Source organism: Pseudomonas sp. LBUM1653 (assembly GCF_059716115.1).
Window position 1 is genome coordinate 2,697,890 of the sequence record NZ_CP166803.1, and the last position, 15,708, is coordinate 2,713,597.

Below are 15,708 nucleotides of genomic sequence, written 5' to 3' on the forward strand. Positions count from 1 at the left end.
GGCGATCAGGCTCAAGGTTCACTGTAGGAGCGAGGCTTGCCCGCGAAGAACGATAACGCGGTGCATCTGTTGCACCGCGTTATCGTTCTTCGCTGGCAAGCCAGCTCCTACAGGGTTCTGGCGCGCATCCGGCTGGACTTCAGCGCTTGTCCAACGCCGCCTCAGCCGCCGCGATTTCAGCCTGGCGCTTGACGATCATGTCGCCCATCGGCGGTCCCTGGAAGCGTCGCGCTTCAAAACCGAACCAGACGATGGCCGTCAACACCAGGAAGCCGATGGTGATGTACAGCGCCCAGTCGTTCGGTGGCTGGATGCCGATGACGAAAATGATCACCATCGACAGGACCGAGAGCAGGGCGAACACGGTGTACCAGAAGCGCCCCATGTTCCACGGCCCCATGGTCGGCCACTTCGAGGTCCCGTAGGCAAACAGGCCCAGCACGATGGGAATGACGAAGGAGAAGAACAGGAAGATCACCGTGCAGGAGACCACGATGGTGTAGACCGGTGTCTCGCCAATCGATATCACCGACGATCCCCAGACGAACAGCACCGCGAGTGTGGCACCGGTCCAGATGGCTGCCACCGGACTGCGAAAGGTCGGCGAAACCGAGGCCAGCGCTTTCGAGCAAGGCAGGCCGCCGTCGCGGGAAAACGCGAAGATCATGCGTGAAACCGAGGTCACGGTAGCCAGGCCACAGAGCACCTGCGAGATGAAAATCGCCACGTACAACCCGTCCTTGAGCAGCGGGTTCACCTGGGTATTCATGGCCCAGAAGAACACGCTCCAGCCTTGCTTGGCCGCTTCGTCCATACTCGGTAGCATCAGCACGAATGCACTGAGCATCACCCAGCCGAACAGCAGCGACCAGACCACCGACATGACCATGCCCCGTGGCACCGACACGGCGGCATTGCGCGTTTCCTCGGAGGTGTGCGCGGAGGCGTCGTAGCCGGTGATGGTGTAGATCGGCAACAGTAGGCCGAGCATGAAGATCCAGCCGTTGGACACCTGTGGCCAGACGCTGCCGCCAGCCTCGCCGGAATAGTTGCCGAAGGTCACCAGCCGAGAGAACTCGAAACTGGGGGCCGAGATCAGGCAGACAATGGTCAGCGCCAGCGCGGTGGCGAAGATCAGATAGCCGGAGAAATCGGTGAGCCTGGCGGTCAGGCCGATGCCCAGGTGATTGCACAAGGCCTGGAGCCCAGTGAGGATGGCCAGGAAAATCACCCGGGTCGTGGTGGTGTCCTCCATGCCCAGTGCCGGGCCGAAAGCGCCGAAGAAAAAGTAGTAGGTGCCGACGTTGATCGCACCGAGCACCGTGACCAGCCCCAGCAGGTTGAACCAGGCCGTGAGCCATCCGGTGAAACGATTGCCGAGAATCGAGCCCCAGTGATACAGGCCGCCAGCGGTGGGGTAGGCCGAGGAAATCTGCGCCATGGCCAGTGCGAATACCCCGGAAATCAGGCAACCGATCGGCCAGCCGATGCCGATCGCCGCACCGCCGGCGCCCGAGGTGCCTTGGGCGAGTGAGTTGATACCTCCGGAGAGGATGCAGATGATCGAAAAGGAAATCGCGAAGTTGGAGAAAACCCCCATTCGTCGCGAAAGCTGCTGGGCATAGCCCATGCTGTGCAGCACCTTGACGTCATCGTCGTGCGGCGCGTCGGCGCCGGGCTGGCTTGCTGGGTTCATCATTTGTGCCCCTTCAGGTTTTGATACGCAGCCATCCGGGTCTCCGGATGGGTTGGCTTTCAACCCCTTGTCGTACTGCTCCTGTTTCCCACTTGCCTGCTTTTCTGTAGGAGCGAGCCTGCTCGCGATGGACGTTAACGATAACGCGGGGTGTCAGGTTCCCAGCGTTATCGTTGGCGTCCATCGCGAGCAGGCTCGCTCCCACAGATGACGCGGGGTGTCAGGTTTCCCGCGTTATCGTTGGCGTCCATCGCGAGCATGCTCGCTCCTACAGAAGGCGGCCGTGCCAGGCCGCCTGGAAAATTTCTGCCACGCTGGCCCGGGTCAAGGGCACCGGGTTGCCACCGGCCGACGGGTCGACAATCGCCATGTCGGCGATCAGGTCGGCTTGTTTGTCATCCACCCCCAGCTCGAACAGCGTATGCGGCACGGCGATGTCCTTGCGCAATTTGAGGACGAAGGCCAGGAAACTGTCGAAACCCGGGGAGGGCAGGTGCAGGTACGCGGCCAGGCGCGTGATGCGTTCCTCAATGGCCGGGCGATTGAACTTCAGCACGTAGGGCATCAGGGTTGCGTTGGTCATGCCGTGGTGGGTGTCGTACAGCGCGCCGATCGGATGCGCGAGGGCGTGCATCCCGCCCAGGCCTTTCTGGAAGGCGGTGGCGCCCATCGCCGCGGCCGCCAGCATTTGTCCTCGTGCATCGAGGTCCGAAGGGGTGCGTACGGCACGCACCAGGGCATTGCTCACCAGGCGCATGCCTTCGACTGCGATGCCATCGGCCATGGGGTGGAAGCCGGGGGCGCAGTACGACTCCAGGCAGTGCGCCAAGGCGTCCATGCCCGTGCCGGCGGTGACTTTGGCCGGCATACCGACGGTCAGGGCCGGGTCGCTGATGACCACGCGCGGCATCATTTTCGGGTGGAAGATGATGCGCTTGGTGTGGGTGCGATCGTCGATGATCACCGCCGCGCGGCCCACTTCGGAGCCCGTGCCCGCGGTGGTCGGCACCGCGATGACCGGGGCGATGCGGCTTTCATCGGCGCGGGTCCAGTAGTCGCCGATGTCTTCGAAATCCCAGACCGGGCGGGTCTGGCCACTCATGAAGGCGATGAGCTTGCCCATGTCCAGGCCGCTGCCACCGCCGAAGGCCACCACGCCATCGTGGTTTCCCGCACGCCAGGCGTCGAGCCCGCCTGCCAGGTTGGCTTCGACCGGGTTGGGCTTGAGGTCGCAGAACAGCGCGGCACCCAGCCCTGCATCGCGTAAAGCGTCCAGCGCAGCGGTGGTGATCGACGCTCGCCCCAGGCCGCTGTCGGTAACCAGCAGAGGGCGCTGGATACCCTGGCTGCGACAGGTCTCAGCCAGTTCCGCGATGCGACCGACACCGAAGCGGATGCTCGTGGGGTAGTTCCAGTTTCCAGTCAGGCTCATGGCTCAGATCTCGTGGCGCAGATGGAAGGATTTGGCGCGGGTCAGCTGTTCATAACCCAGGGCCGACAACGTGACGCCGCGCCCACTGTTCTTCACCCCGGTCCAGGCCAGTGCCGGGTCCAGGTAATCGCAGCGATTCATGAACAGGGTGCCGGTGTCGATCTCGTCGCCCAGGCGTTCGGCGGCGGCCAGGTCCCGGGTCCAGATGGACGCACTGAGGCCGAACTCGCTGTCGTTCATCAAGGCCACGGCTTCGTCGTCGCTGGCCACCGGCATGATGCCGACCACCGGACCGAAGCTTTCATCGCGCATGACCGACATTTGATGGTTGACGTTGACCAACACTTGCGGGGCGAGGTAGGCGCTGCCCGGCACGTCGGCGGCAAATGCCCGTGGGTCGATCAGCGTTTTCGCGCCCAAGGCCTGCGCATCGGCAATCTGCCCGCGGACGAAATCCGCCGCGCCCGGATTCACCAGTGGCCCGAGGGTGGTGGCTTCGTCCAGGGGGTTACCCAGCACGTACTGACGAGTCAATTCGGCGAAGCGTTCGACAAACGCCGGGTAGATTTTTTGATCGACGTAGATACGTTCCACGGCGCAGCAACTCTGCCCGGAATTGAAGAAACTGCCGTCCACCAGGTTCTCCACCGCATGTTCAAGGTTGGCGTCTGCCCGGACGTAGGCCGGGTCTTTGCCGCCGAGCTCCAGGCCGACGCGCAGGAAACCGTCGACTGCAGAGCGTTGCATTTCCAGGCCGGCCGCCACCGAGCCGGTGAAGTTCACCTGCTGCACCTGTCCGGAGCCGATGACCACTCCGGTATGGATGTGACTGAGCAGCAGGTTCTGGAACAGCCCTTCAGGCAGATTGGCGCGGCGCATGGCCTCGGCAAAACGCTCGCCCACCAGCAGCGTTTGCGAAGCGTGTTTGAGGATCACGCTGTTGCCGGCCATCAGCGCCGGAATAATCGTGTTGACCGCTGTCAGGTAGGGGTAATTCCACGGCGCGACAACCAGCACGGTACCCATTGGCTCACGTTTGACATGCCGGCGAAAACCCGCGACCGGATCGGATTCGAGCGCCGCCAGGGCTTGCGGCGCAATGGCGATCATATGCCGGGCACGCTCTTCGAAGCCGCGCAACTCGCCGGCGCCATAGCGCACCGGGCGGCCCATTTGCCAGGCCAGTTCCGGGACGATTTCATCCTTCATGGCCAGCAGCGCGTCCACCGCGGCGCTGCAAAAAGCCGCGCGTTCGCTCAGTGGTCGGCGCTTCCATTGCGCCTGGGCGGCGGTGGCCGCCGCCAGTGCGTGCTCTATCTGCACGATATCGGCGTACTGACGTTCGGCGTAGAGACGGCCATCGACCGGCGAGATGAGTTGAACAGTGTTTGTCATGGTGCTCTCAGTAGCGCTCGAAGCCGCGCTGCAGTTCCCAGTCGGTGATTCGCCGGTCGTACTCTTTCTGTTCCCATTCGGCGGTGTGCACGTAGTGGTCGATCACTTCATCGCCGAATGCCTCGCGCAACATGCTCGATTTCTGCAATGCGGCAGTGGCTTCACGCAAGGTCTTGGAGACCTCAGGCAAATGCTCGTCTACGTAGGCATCGCCCTCGAAGGGCGCGGCGAGCTCGAGCTTTTCATCGACGCCCGCCAGCCCCGCAGCGATCAGGGCGGCGAAAGCCAGGTAAGGGTTGAGATCGGCACCGCCGATGCGGCATTCGATACGGATCGATTTGCTGCCCTCGGCGCACAAGCGAAAGCCTGCGGTGCGATTGTCCCGGCTCCACACCGAACGGGTCGGGGCGAAGGTGCCAGACTGGAAGCGTTTGTAGGAGTTGATGTAGGGGGCGAGAAAACAAGTAATGTCGTTGGCGTACTTGAGCTGTCCGGCCACCCAGGCGCGCATCAGTTTGGACATGCCGAACTCGGCCTTGGCATCGAAGAACAACGGCTTCTTGGCGTTCTTGTCCCACAGCGAATTGTGGATGTGGCTGCTGGAACCGGCGGCGTCATAGCGCCACTTGGCCATGAAGGTGATCGCCTTGCCCTGGAGTTGGGCGATCTCCTTGCACGCGTGCTTGATGATGACGTGATGATCGGCCATGGTCATGGCGTCGGCGTAGCGGATATTGATTTCTTCCTGGCCCGGGCCCCATTCACCCTTGGAGTTTTCCACTGGAATGCCGCTGGCCTGCAGATGCTTGCGAATCGCCCGCAGCACCGGCTCTTCGCGGGTGGTCTGCAGGATGTTGTAATCCTCGATATAGTGCCCGGCGGTTTTCGGCTTGTGGTAGTTGCGCCTGTGGATGGCCTCGTAGCTCTCGTCGAACAGGTAGAACTCCAGTTCCGAGGCGAACATGCCGGTGTAGCCGCGTTCACGCAGGCGCTCGACCTGTTTTTTCAGGATCGCCCGCGGGCTGTGGGGCAGATCCTCTCGATGGTGATGGTCCAGTACATCGCACAGCACCAGCGCCGTGCATTCAAGCCAGGGCACCTTGCGCAAGGTGCGCATGTCGGGCTTGAGCACGAAGTCGCCGTAGCCTTTGCTCCAACTGGCGGCGGCATAGCCCGGCACCGGCTCCATGTCGATGTCGTCGGCCAGCAGGTAATTGCAGCAGTGGGTTTCTTCATGGCCGCTGTCGATGAAAAACTCGACCTGGAATCGCTTGCCAACCAAGCGTCCCTGCATGTCGACCATGCACACCAGTACGGTATCGATCTCGCCTGAGGCGGCAGCACGCTTGAGTTGGTCAAAACTGAGTAACGGCTCGGTCATCACGGCAATCCTGCGCAAATTGTTTGGGTCTGTCTGAGATAGCTGTTGCAGACGCTCTCCAGATAAAACCAAACACTGCCGCCGCGAGCATCGTGGGCAATAAGCTGAACGTAAGCTTAGCCTACTGTCGCTTTTCGCAAGTTTTTGCTGTGATGGGTGTGTGAGCCTCTACAGTCGTTGAACGGCTACTTTCAAATTCTTGAAGAGGAGGTGAGGCATGCACCGATTTACTGGCGGTTGCCTGTGCGGCAATGTCCGGATTGTGGCGTCGGGGCTGCCTTACCGGGTCGGTCTCTGTCACTGCCTGGACTGCCGCAAGCACCACGGGGCACTCTTTCACGCCTCGGCGATATTCCCTGAGGACGCGGTGACGATCGAGGGCGAAACGCGGGATTACGCCGGGCGCTATTTCTGTCCTCGCTGTGGCTCGTCAGTGTTTGCCCGCAGCGACGACGAGATCGAAGTGAACCTGGGCTCACTCGATGCCCCTGACCAGTTGATGCCAACCTACGAAAGCTGGACTGTGCGGCGCGAGTCCTGGTTGCCGGCGTTCCCGCTTACACGGCGATATGAGCGTGATCGTGAAGGCAGCGGTAGATTTGAGGGATAGTTCGCGCTCCTTGTAGGAGCGAGCCTGCTCGCGAAAAACCTGAGCACGCCACGGGGTGTCAGGCTTACAGCGTTATCGTTAACGACCATCGCGAGCATGCTCGCTCCTACAATGGATCAGGTGGTCGTCGTCCTGTCCGTTAGGCGATATCTCCTGGCTTTTTAGCGTTAGTCGGCAATCAGCGAGCGCGCTAGAGTGGTCGCAACGTTCCCAGCAGCCTGGATGACCCTGATGACTCGCCCCCGTTTCTTGCCCGACAACTTCACCCTGACCCTGATCGGCGTGGTCCTTCTCGCCAGCCTGCTGCCCGCCAGTGGCCAGGTGGCCGTGGGCTTCGGCTGGTTGACCAACAGCGCCATTGCGCTGCTGTTTTTCCTGCACGGCGCAAAACTGTCCCGCGAGTCGATCATTGCCGGTGCCGTTCACTGGCGCCTGCACTTGCTGGTGTTCGGCCTGACCTTCGTCCTGTTCCCGCTGCTCGGCCTGGCGCTCAAGCCTTTGCTGTCACCGATGATCGGCGCTGACCTGTACATGGGCATGCTCTACCTCTGCGCGCTGCCGGCCACGGTGCAGTCGGCGATTGCCTTTACCTCGTTGGCGCGAGGAAACATTCCGGCGGCGATTTGCAGCGCGGCAGCGTCCAGCCTGTTCGGGATCTTTCTCACGCCGTTGCTGGTGACCTTGCTGCTGGACGTGCATGGCGATGGCGGCTCGACCCTCGACGCGATCGTGAAGATCAGCGTGCAGCTGTTGCTGCCATTCATTGCCGGGCAGATCGCTCGCCGCTGGATCGGCGCCTGGGTGGCGCGCAACAAGAGCTGGCTGAAATTCGTCGATCAGGGCTCGATCCTGCTGGTGGTGTACGGAGCTTTCAGCGAGGCGGTGATCGAAGGCATCTGGCAGCAGATTCCGTTGCGCGACCTGGCCGGGCTGGTGGTCGCCTGCTGCGTGGTGCTGGGGCTGGTGTTGCTGGCGTCCACCGTGCTGGGCAAGGCCTTGGGTTTCAACCAGCAAGACCGCATCACGATCCTCTTCTGTGGCTCGAAGAAAAGCCTGGCCACGGGCGTGCCGATGGCCCAGGTGCTGTTCGCCGGCAGCACCATCGGCGTGTTGATTCTGCCGCTGATGCTGTTCCACCAGATTCAGCTGATGGTCTGCGCAGTGCTCGCCCAGCGGTTCGCCAATCGCCCGGAATCGGTGCCCGAACTGATGGGGCAGGTCGACCCTTGATGGTAAGTCGCTGTTTTAAAATAAAATAATGATGCGTGGGGGTTCCCAGGCGGCGCGAAAGTTGATAAATTGCCGGCCATTCCTGCAGAGGGCCTTCCCTGGCGCTCCAGGCAGCAGCTACAGGGGCGTCGCCAAGCGGTAAGGCAGCAGGTTTTGATCCTGCCATGCGTTGGTTCGAATCCAGCCGCCCCTGCCATATTTCTGATCAGCAGCACTCGCGCATTGCGCGAGTGCTGCTGATTGCATTCTGAATATCCCCCCGCAACAAAACATCTTCCCACGGCACCGTGTCTCCTTCGCAGGCTCGCGACAGCTCGTTCGCGCGACCCGTGTGCGCGTGATGGCGAGTGGATATCTGCAAGAAGCCGATTATGCTTGAGGAAACCTTGCAGCGATGCGAGGCCGTCAGCCTGTGTGCATGCTTTGCGCAATCCGTAATCCGATGACATCAGCCCCAGGGCCTGGGTGCGGCAAGAGGAAAGTGGGGTACTCCGGCCTATAACAAGAGAAAGACGGAGAAGACTCATGGCCGCAATCGACAACACCACCACGGGCAGCGCGCCCAATCACGGGGTCACCAAGGAGGAGCGCAAGGTCATTTTCGCCTCGTCCCTGGGCACCGTGTTCGAATGGTACGACTTCTACCTTTACGGCTCCCTCGCCGCGATTATCGCCAAGCACTTCTTCGCCGGCGTCAATGAGACAACGTCCTTCATCTTTGCATTGCTCGCGTTCGCCGCCGGCTTCGCCGTTCGCCCCTTCGGCGCCATCGTGTTCGGTCGACTGGGTGACATGATCGGACGCAAGCACACCTTCCTGATCACCATTGTGATCATGGGTATCTCTACGGCCATCGTGGGTTTCCTGCCCGGTTACGCGACCATTGGTGTGGCAGCGCCGATCATCCTGATATCCCTGCGCCTGTTGCAAGGCCTGGCCCTGGGTGGCGAGTATGGCGGTGCGGCGACGTACGTGGCCGAACATGCACCGAAAGGCAGGCGCGGCTACTTCACCTCGTGGATCCAGACCACCGCCACCCTCGGCCTGTTCCTTTCGCTGCTGGTGATCCTCGCCTGCCGCACCATCCTCGGCACTGAAGCGTTCGAAGCCTGGGGCTGGCGGATTCCCTTTCTGCTGTCGATCCTGCTGTTGATCATCTCTGTCTACATCCGCCTGCAGCTCAGCGAGTCGCCAGTGTTCTTGAAGATGAAGGCCGAAGGCAAGTCCTCCAAGGCACCGCTGACCGAATCCTTCGCCCGCTGGGACAACCTCAAGATCGTGATCATGGCGCTGCTCGGCGGTACCGCCGGCCAGGCCGTTGTCTGGTACACCGGGCAGTTCTACGCGTTGTTCTTCCTGCTGCAGACGCTCAAGATCGACGCGCAGACGGCCAACCTGCTGATTGCCGGTTCGCTGCTGATCGGCACGCCGTTCTTCGTCATATTCGGTAGCCTGTCCGACCGTATCGGCCGCAAGGGCATCATCATGGCCGGCTGTATCCTCGCGGCGCTGACCTACTTCCCGATCTTCCATGCGTTGACCCAATACGGTAATCCCGACGTGTTCATCGCGCAGGAGAAGAACCCGGTTACGGTGGTCGCCGATCCCGACCAGTGTTCGTTCCAGTTCGACCCGGTGGGCAAGGCCAGATTCACCAGCTCCTGCGACCTGGCCAAGACCGTGTTGGCGAAAAGGGCCATCCCCTACAAGAATGAGAAGGCAGAACCGGGCACCGTCGCTCAGGTTCGTATCGGCGACAAAGTGATCCCGAGCTTCGAAGGCACCGGCATGCCGGCCGCCGACTTCAAGACCCGCAACGACGCCTTCGTCGCGACCCTCGGCACCGCCCTCAAGGACGCCGGCTACCCCGAGAAGGCCGACCCGGCCAAGACCAACTACCCGATGGTGCTACTGCTGCTGACCATCCTGGTGATCTACGTGACCATGGTCTACGGCCCGATCGCCGCCTGGCTGGTGGAACTCTTCCCGGCGCGCATTCGCTACACCTCGATGTCGCTGCCTTACCACATCGGCAACGGCTGGTTCGGCGGGTTCCTGCCGACGGTGGCCTTTGCCATGGTCGCGGCCACTGGCGATATCTACTATGGGTTGTGGTATCCGATCGTGATCGCGGTGATGACGGCCATCCTGGGTACCTTCTTCCTGCCCGAAACCAAGGACCGGGAGATTCATCACACCTGAATCGCTCCACTCGCCCTTTCCTGCAGGGGAAAGGGCGATGCCCGATGAACCTTCCTGCCCCAATATTGTTCACTTAAGCTTGGGGTTTTATATCCGATCTGGATTGGGGGGATATCCATTGCTGCGGTAACGGCAACTTATGGTTTCGCCCTTACGGCGACTCACTTTTCCAAACGCCGGAATGCCGGCCCAGCGAAAAGTAAGCAAAAGGCTTTGCCCCACCACTCGGTGCCTCGCTTAGGCTCGGCATGCCCTCACTCCGGCATTGCTCCGTGGGTCGCCGCGATGGGCCATCCTTGGCCCAGCGCGGCTAAACCGGCGTCCTGCCGGTTTACCCACTGCGCAATGTCTGCGTTCGGCCATCGTGGTTTAACGGGGCGCCCAAATCCAAAGCCAAAGCGAGGCGGCCTGACAGCCGACCTGACTTTTGTAGATACCCCCAATCCCCTGTGGGAGCGAGCCTGCTCGCGATGGACGTCAACGATAACGCGCCCTGTCTGGATGATCGCGTTGTCTAAACGTTCATCGCGAGCAGGCTCGCTCCCACAGTTGGATCGCGGACAAGCCTGCAATCAGGTCGGCTGTCAGGCCGCCTCGCTTTGGCTGTTGCTTTTGATTTTCTTGCCACATCGAGAGGCCGAGTGGAGGTTCTGCGCAGTGGGTAAACCGGCATGGATGCCGGTTTAGCCGCGCTGGGCCAAGGATGGCCCATCGCGGCGGGCTCTGTAGGAGCGAGCATGCTCGCGAAAAACCTGAGAGCACCGCGGGGTGTCAGGCTCCCCGCGTCATCGTTGACCTCCATCGCGAGCATGCTCGCTCCTACAGGCTCTTCAAAGTGACCCGCTAATGAAATGGCTACCCCCGCCGCCCCCGGTGATCGCCCACTAAGCTTTCACCGGGGGCTCACCGGAGACCATTGCCATGAACAAAGTAGCTATTGCCGCCATCGACCTGGGAAAACACACCTTTCATTTGCATGCTCAAGATGATCGCGGGCATGAGCTCTACCGCAAAAAATTTACGCGTACCGCGCTCATCCAGCATCTGGCAAATGTCGAGCCTTGCACCGTGGTGATGGAAGCCTGTGGCGGAGCCCATTTCATGGCACAGGAGGTCGCAAAGCTTGGACATTTACCCAAGCTCATTGCCCCTCATCTTGTACGTCCCTACGTGAAAAGCAACAAAAACGACTTCGCCGATGCCGAAGCGATCTGCGAGGCAGCGACTCGCCCGACGATGCGCTTTGTGCCGCCCAAAACCCAGACCCAGCAGGTGCTGGCCATGTCCAACTCGATACGCGATGCGTTCATCAAGGATCGCACCGCAACCGCCAATCGGATTCATGCAGCCCTTCTGGAGGTTGGCGTCAGCCTGGCCCCCGGCTTCAAATCGATCAACACTCTGCCGGCGCTGCTTGAGGCGAGTTCAATGTCTGAGCCCTTCAAAAAAAATCTGACGAGGCTGTATCGACATTTCAAGAATCTGGAAGAGGAGATCAAGTCGCTGGACAAGGAGTTGCAATGCCAGGCCGCTGAAGATGATCTGGCATCTCGCTTGATGACCATGCCGTGCGTCGGCCCGATCACCTCCACCGTCCTGGCCGCCGAGTTGGGCGATGGCAAACAGTTCAAATGCGGCCGAGGCTACTCGGCCTCAATCGGCCTGGTGCCCAAGCAGCATTCCACGGGTGGCAAGAGCGTGTTGTTGGGCATCAGCAAGCGCGGAGATCGCAACCAGCGACGCTTGCTGGTCCAGTGCGCCCGGGTGTACCTGATGCATCTGGACCACCAGAAAGGCTGGCTGGCGGACTGGGTCCGGCAGCTACTGGCCCGCCATCATTCCAACCACGTGGTTTGCGCGCTGGCCAACAAGCTGGCGAGGATCGCCTGGGCGATTGCGGCACACCATACTGAATTCGATGCAGGGCCAAGCGCGATGAACGCCTGACCCTGCTGTCACCCGAGCACCACCCACCTGGTTTTGCGATGCTGGATAACTGATGACGTGAACGGCCAACCGGCCTGACGACAACCCTGGGCTCTTACACGGCTGAAAGGCCGTCTCGCTAATAAGGATCGTTGGGCATCGATTCTCATCGAGGCGCGGGGCGACACCCCCACTCAGACGCCGAATAGATGAAAGCAAGCCAAACACGCATCAAAAACAGTATTGCAGAAAAGGGGGTAACCATAGATGTAAGAGCGGAACCATAAGTCGCCGTTACCGCAGCAACGGATATACACCCAATCCAAACACCTGCGCATGCCACTCGTCTATTCGAACGCACGCTATCCCCCGGGCACCTTCAAACCTGTACGAATCCGGAAAACCCGGACCTGGTTTGTGAGGTGAGATATGTCCAGCGATTCGATTTTCCAGGACAACAGTCAAGACCCGGACAAGTCGCAAGGCTCTGTCAAACCCGCGCCGGACGATCCGGGCAAATACGATCCCCTGACCCAGCCCGACCTCGAAGATGACGAGAGCGCGCAGGATTGGAATGAGCCCGACAGGAAGCTTCCCGAGGCAGATGAGCAGTCACCTTTGTCCGACGACAGACGATAGAAAGAGGCGCCCGCTGATAGCCCGATACACTGCCCAGGAGAACAGCCAATGACACTCTTCACGCCCTTGTCGGGTTCGCCTTCGACGCTTTCGGTCGCTGACGCGGATGGCCAGTACCGCGAACTTTACGGTTTGCTGTACAGCAACGGCCCGCAAGCAGGCGCTCGGGGCGAAAAGTTCCTGCGCGAACAACAGGCCCTTGCCGCCGAACTCCCCTGTGATCTGCCTGAAGCACCCGGCCAGTTGTCGGCATGGACGGAGAAACATTGCGCCGACGTGGCGCGCGACTATGCCCTCTACCTCGAGGCGCGCAAGCAGGGCGGGGCACGTCGATATTTTTCGAACAAGGCCCATGCGCTGTATTTCCTGCAACGGGTGGCGCCGACCAAGGAGGTCGACGGCGCATGGCTGGCCGGGGTGCTCGAGCACTGGCAGGACTTACGTTATGACGGGTTGCTGAGCACCTATCTGGAAGAGTTGGGCAGCGGCGATCCCCGGCAGAATCACGTGGTGATCTACCGCAAGCTGCTGGCCGCTCACGATTGTGGCGATAGACAGGGACTGCTCGACGAACATTTTCGCCAAGGCGCGATTCAACTGGCATTGGGGCAGTGCAGCGCGATGTTCATGCCAGAGGTGATTGGCTACAACCTCGGCTACGAGCAACTGCCGCTGCACCTGCTGATCAGCGCCTATGAACTGCGTGAGCTGGGGATCGATCCGTACTATTTCACCCTGCACGTGACCATCGACAACGTCAGCAGCGGTCACGGGCGCAAGGCGATTGAATCATTGCTCGAACTGATGCCCATGGAGCAGGGGCGGGACGAGTTCTATCGGCGTGTCGCCGTCGGCTATCGACTCAATGATCTGGGGCCGGGCTCGACGGCGGTGATCGCAGGCTTCGATCTGCAGCAGGAAGTGGTCGCCATGCTCGAGCGCAAACGCTGCTTTGGCCAGCACATGCATTCCGATTACTGCCAGGTCGAAGGCCAGACCGTCAATCAGTGGCTGGCGACGCCTGGCCAGATCGAAGAGTTTCTCGGCGCGCTGCAACGCAAGGGCTGGATCAAACGGCATGGCCCGCCCCGGGAAAGCCGTTTCTGGCAATTGATCGAGGGCAATAGCGCGGCCATGTTCGGTGTGTTCAGTGGCTACGAAAAACAACTGCTGCACGACTGGATCGCCGGTGACTGGCAAGAACCGCAACGTCGGGCAGCGATACGCCGGGCGCCAGCCGACGATGCCTGCGCCGATGAAATCGGCGCGAATGACACCGAGCTCAAGGCGTTGCAAGACTCCCTGCACAACCAGTCACCGCGACAACAGCTGCAATTGCTGATCCCGTGGCTCTCGGCACAGCGCCATTGTCGCCCCGCCGGACTCTACGCCACCCGGCGCTTTATCGAATGCGTGGCCCGTTTGCGCTGATATCAGGAGTGTCATGCATGTCAGTACAAGAGATCGCTGATCGGACTTTGCTGGAACTGGGCAGGCGCCTGGCTGCCGAGGGCTACCGTTTCATCACCCCGACGCCCTTGACCCATGAACGGGTGTGCCAGCGCTTTGCGCCGCCCTTGGCGAAGGACCTGCGTGATGTGTTCGGTTGGTCGATGCCGTTCGAACACACGCTGTTTTCACAGGAAGAACTGGCTGACCTGGAACAGGCGGCCATCGTCGAAAAAGAGGGCGCGCTGTGGCGTAGCACGGTGCGCTGGTCAAGCCTTGGGCACTTGCTGATTGCACATTCGGCGTACCCGACCTCGCAGACCGACGCGGTGTTTTTCGGCCCCGACAGCTACCGCTTTGCGCAATTGATCGAAGCTTATCTGCAGCAGTGCTCACAGCCTATGCGGCGAGTGGTGGACATTGGTTGTGGGGCGGGCATCGGCGCATTGGTCGTCGCCCGTGCCCGGCCGAACGCCGACGTGCTGGCAGTGGATATCAACCCGCGGGCGCTAAGGTTGTCGGCGGTGAATGCCGAGTTGGCTGAGGCCAGCAATGTCAGCGCTTACCACAGCGATGTACTGGGCAGTGTCGAAGGGCTGTTCGACCTGATCATCGCCAACCCGCCTTATATGAACGACAGCCAGCAACGCGCCTATCGTCATGGCGGTGGCGCTCTGGGGGAAGGCTTGTCACAGCGCATCGTCCGCGAATCGCTGCCGCGCCTGCAAAAGGACGGCAGCCTGCTGCTGTACACCGGGGTGGCAATGGTGGCCGGGGCTGACCCTTTTCTCGAATCCATCCAGCCACTGCTTGGGGACGACAGGTTCAGCTGGACCTATCGAGAACTGGACCCTGACGTGTTCGGCGAGGAGCTGCTCAAGCCCGGGTATGAACGGGTAGAGCGTATCGCCGTCGTGGCGTTGACGGTGACGCGGCGGCATTGATGCGACGCCGGTTCAATTGCCGTCCGCCACTTTGCGTTCTATCTCGGCAACTTTCCGTCTGAGATCCTCGGCTTCCTCCTCAGTGGTTTCGGGGGGAGAAGTCGTCTCATCATCCTCAGTGGGTGGGGTGTCGGCAGGGGTGATGCGGTCATCGTTGTTCATGGCGCTTGCCTCCGGTGTGTACACATTGGATCGAGGCCTGGGCTTCGAGTTCGAGATTTTTATCGGCAACTACCCAGTGCAGGCCTGGCTTTTCGACCAATACTCGCTCACCGCGCCGTGGGCACCTTGCACCGGGTCCTGCTCGGGGAACGGCAGCGTATCGATGTCCTGCAGTTGCGCGGCGCTCGGCGCTTCACGGCAAATGTCGGCATGCTGGCCCGGCGGATAGGCGCCGACCACCAGAAAATCGTCGCTGGAATCCAGGTTGCAGTGACCGGTGCCGGCCGGCAACAACAGCACATCCCCGGCACTGACTTCCAGCACCAGGCCATCGGGGCCGCCGAGCATCAGGCGTGCCTGCCCGCTGGCCACCCCAAGCACTTCATGGCCTTCGGTGTGGTAGTGGTGAAAGTCGTAAACGCCATAGCGCCACTGCGGCGGCCAGCCGTTGGCACTGAAGGTTTGCTCGAACAGGGCCGCGGGATCGTCGCCCTGGACAGCGATGGCCTTGGGATAAACAAGCACCGGCAGGCGAGGATTGTTCGGCACCCAGCCATTGCGTTCAAACATCAATTTTTGCGCGGGAGCACCCGCTTGCGACCTGGTCATCTGAGCTCTCCGCCTTTGCCCATCGCTGTCAAG

General features: G+C 61.2%; 13 protein-coding genes and 1 tRNA gene. 8 read left to right on the forward strand and 6 right to left on the reverse strand.

The window, feature by feature from the left end:
* Window positions 1-139 precede the first annotated feature (139 nt).
* The 4 genes from ACA054_RS12320 to ACA054_RS12335 form a co-directional block, all read right to left on the reverse strand.
* A complete protein-coding gene (locus tag ACA054_RS12320) occupies window positions 140-1,696 on the reverse strand; it encodes an amino acid permease (protein ID WP_497690287.1) in 1,557 nt (518 codons plus the stop codon).
* Window positions 1,697-1,964: 268 nt separating this feature from the next.
* Window positions 1,965-3,128: an iron-containing alcohol dehydrogenase gene (locus ACA054_RS12325; protein ID WP_497689620.1), complete on the reverse strand. Its 1,164-nt coding sequence runs from the start codon at window positions 3,126-3,128 to the stop codon at window positions 1,965-1,967.
* A gap of 3 nt (window positions 3,129-3,131) precedes the next feature.
* On the reverse strand, window positions 3,132-4,523 hold the full coding sequence (locus ACA054_RS12330; RefSeq protein ID WP_497689621.1) for an aldehyde dehydrogenase family protein: 1,392 nt from the start codon (window positions 4,521-4,523) through the stop codon (window positions 3,132-3,134).
* Window positions 4,524-4,530: 7 nt separating this feature from the next.
* Window positions 4,531-5,904 carry a glutamine synthetase family protein gene (locus ACA054_RS12335; protein ID WP_497689622.1) on the reverse strand — a complete coding sequence of 458 codons (1,374 nt, stop codon included), beginning with the start codon at window positions 5,902-5,904 and terminating at the stop codon, window positions 4,531-4,533.
* Between the two features lie 217 nt (window positions 5,905-6,121).
* On the opposite strand from ACA054_RS12335, the gene ACA054_RS12340 reads away from it, so the two are divergent.
* From ACA054_RS12340 to ACA054_RS12375, 8 genes are all read left to right on the forward strand, one after another.
* Window positions 6,122-6,514, forward strand: coding sequence for a GFA family protein (locus tag ACA054_RS12340; RefSeq protein WP_497689623.1), 393 nt, complete (start codon window positions 6,122-6,124; stop codon window positions 6,512-6,514).
* Between the two features lie 231 nt (window positions 6,515-6,745).
* Window positions 6,746-7,744 carry a bile acid:sodium symporter family protein gene (locus ACA054_RS12345; RefSeq protein ID WP_497689624.1) on the forward strand — a complete coding sequence of 333 codons (999 nt, stop codon included), beginning with the start codon at window positions 6,746-6,748 and terminating at the stop codon, window positions 7,742-7,744.
* A 121-nt stretch (window positions 7,745-7,865) separates the two neighbouring features.
* Window positions 7,866-7,940: transfer RNA gene (locus ACA054_RS12350), tRNA-Gln, on the forward strand.
* A 329-nt stretch (window positions 7,941-8,269) separates the two neighbouring features.
* Entirely contained in the window at window positions 8,270-9,946 is a 1,677-nt protein-coding gene (locus tag ACA054_RS12355; RefSeq protein ID WP_497689625.1) for an MFS transporter, read from the forward strand.
* A gap of 921 nt (window positions 9,947-10,867) precedes the next feature.
* Complete coding sequence (locus tag ACA054_RS12360) at window positions 10,868-11,893, forward strand: IS110 family RNA-guided transposase (protein ID WP_497685641.1); 1,026 nt, start codon at window positions 10,868-10,870, stop codon at window positions 11,891-11,893.
* Between the two features lie 408 nt (window positions 11,894-12,301).
* Window positions 12,302-12,511 carry a hypothetical protein gene (locus tag ACA054_RS12365; protein ID WP_497689626.1) on the forward strand — a complete coding sequence of 70 codons (210 nt, stop codon included), beginning with the start codon at window positions 12,302-12,304 and terminating at the stop codon, window positions 12,509-12,511.
* Between the two features lie 48 nt (window positions 12,512-12,559).
* Window positions 12,560-13,942 (forward strand): iron-containing redox enzyme family protein, encoded by a 1,383-nt coding sequence (locus ACA054_RS12370; RefSeq protein WP_497689627.1) that lies wholly within the window; start codon window positions 12,560-12,562, stop codon window positions 13,940-13,942.
* A 17-nt stretch (window positions 13,943-13,959) separates the two neighbouring features.
* Window positions 13,960-14,904, forward strand: a complete 945-nt coding sequence (locus ACA054_RS12375) for a methyltransferase (RefSeq protein ID WP_497689628.1) — start codon at window positions 13,960-13,962, stop codon at window positions 14,902-14,904.
* A 12-nt stretch (window positions 14,905-14,916) separates the two neighbouring features.
* Here the strand turns inward: ACA054_RS12375 and ACA054_RS12380 are convergent, their stop codons facing one another.
* Complete coding sequence (locus ACA054_RS12380) at window positions 14,917-15,066, reverse strand: hypothetical protein (protein ID WP_497689629.1); 150 nt, start codon at window positions 15,064-15,066, stop codon at window positions 14,917-14,919.
* A gap of 69 nt (window positions 15,067-15,135) precedes the next feature.
* Window positions 15,136-15,675, reverse strand: coding sequence for a cupin (locus tag ACA054_RS12385; RefSeq protein ID WP_497689630.1), 540 nt, complete (start codon window positions 15,673-15,675; stop codon window positions 15,136-15,138).
* Window positions 15,676-15,708: the final 33 nt, after the last annotated feature.

What these genes read in the sequence shown, in the direction of transcription:
- ACA054_RS12320 (WP_497690287.1), bottom strand. Translation starts at nt 1,696, where the DNA reads ATGAACCCAGCAAGCCAGCCCGGCGCCGACGCGCCGCACGACGATGAC.
- ACA054_RS12325 (WP_497689620.1), bottom strand. Translation starts at nt 3,128, where the DNA reads ATGAGCCTGACTGGAAACTGGAACTACCCCACGAGCATCCGCTTCGGT.
- ACA054_RS12330 (WP_497689621.1), bottom strand. Translation starts at nt 4,523, where the DNA reads ATGACAAACACTGTTCAACTCATCTCGCCGGTCGATGGCCGTCTCTAC.
- ACA054_RS12335 (WP_497689622.1), bottom strand. Translation starts at nt 5,904, where the DNA reads ATGACCGAGCCGTTACTCAGTTTTGACCAACTCAAGCGTGCTGCCGCC.
- ACA054_RS12340 (WP_497689623.1), top strand. Translation starts at nt 6,122, where the DNA reads ATGCACCGATTTACTGGCGGTTGCCTGTGCGGCAATGTCCGGATTGTG.
- ACA054_RS12345 (WP_497689624.1), top strand. Translation starts at nt 6,746, where the DNA reads ATGACTCGCCCCCGTTTCTTGCCCGACAACTTCACCCTGACCCTGATC.
- ACA054_RS12355 (WP_497689625.1), top strand. Translation starts at nt 8,270, where the DNA reads ATGGCCGCAATCGACAACACCACCACGGGCAGCGCGCCCAATCACGGG.
- ACA054_RS12360 (WP_497685641.1), top strand. Translation starts at nt 10,868, where the DNA reads ATGAACAAAGTAGCTATTGCCGCCATCGACCTGGGAAAACACACCTTT.
- ACA054_RS12365 (WP_497689626.1), top strand. Translation starts at nt 12,302, where the DNA reads ATGTCCAGCGATTCGATTTTCCAGGACAACAGTCAAGACCCGGACAAG.
- ACA054_RS12370 (WP_497689627.1), top strand. Translation starts at nt 12,560, where the DNA reads ATGACACTCTTCACGCCCTTGTCGGGTTCGCCTTCGACGCTTTCGGTC.
- ACA054_RS12375 (WP_497689628.1), top strand. Translation starts at nt 13,960, where the DNA reads ATGTCAGTACAAGAGATCGCTGATCGGACTTTGCTGGAACTGGGCAGG.
- ACA054_RS12380 (WP_497689629.1), bottom strand. Translation starts at nt 15,066, where the DNA reads ATGAACAACGATGACCGCATCACCCCTGCCGACACCCCACCCACTGAG.
- ACA054_RS12385 (WP_497689630.1), bottom strand. Translation starts at nt 15,675, where the DNA reads ATGACCAGGTCGCAAGCGGGTGCTCCCGCGCAAAAATTGATGTTTGAA.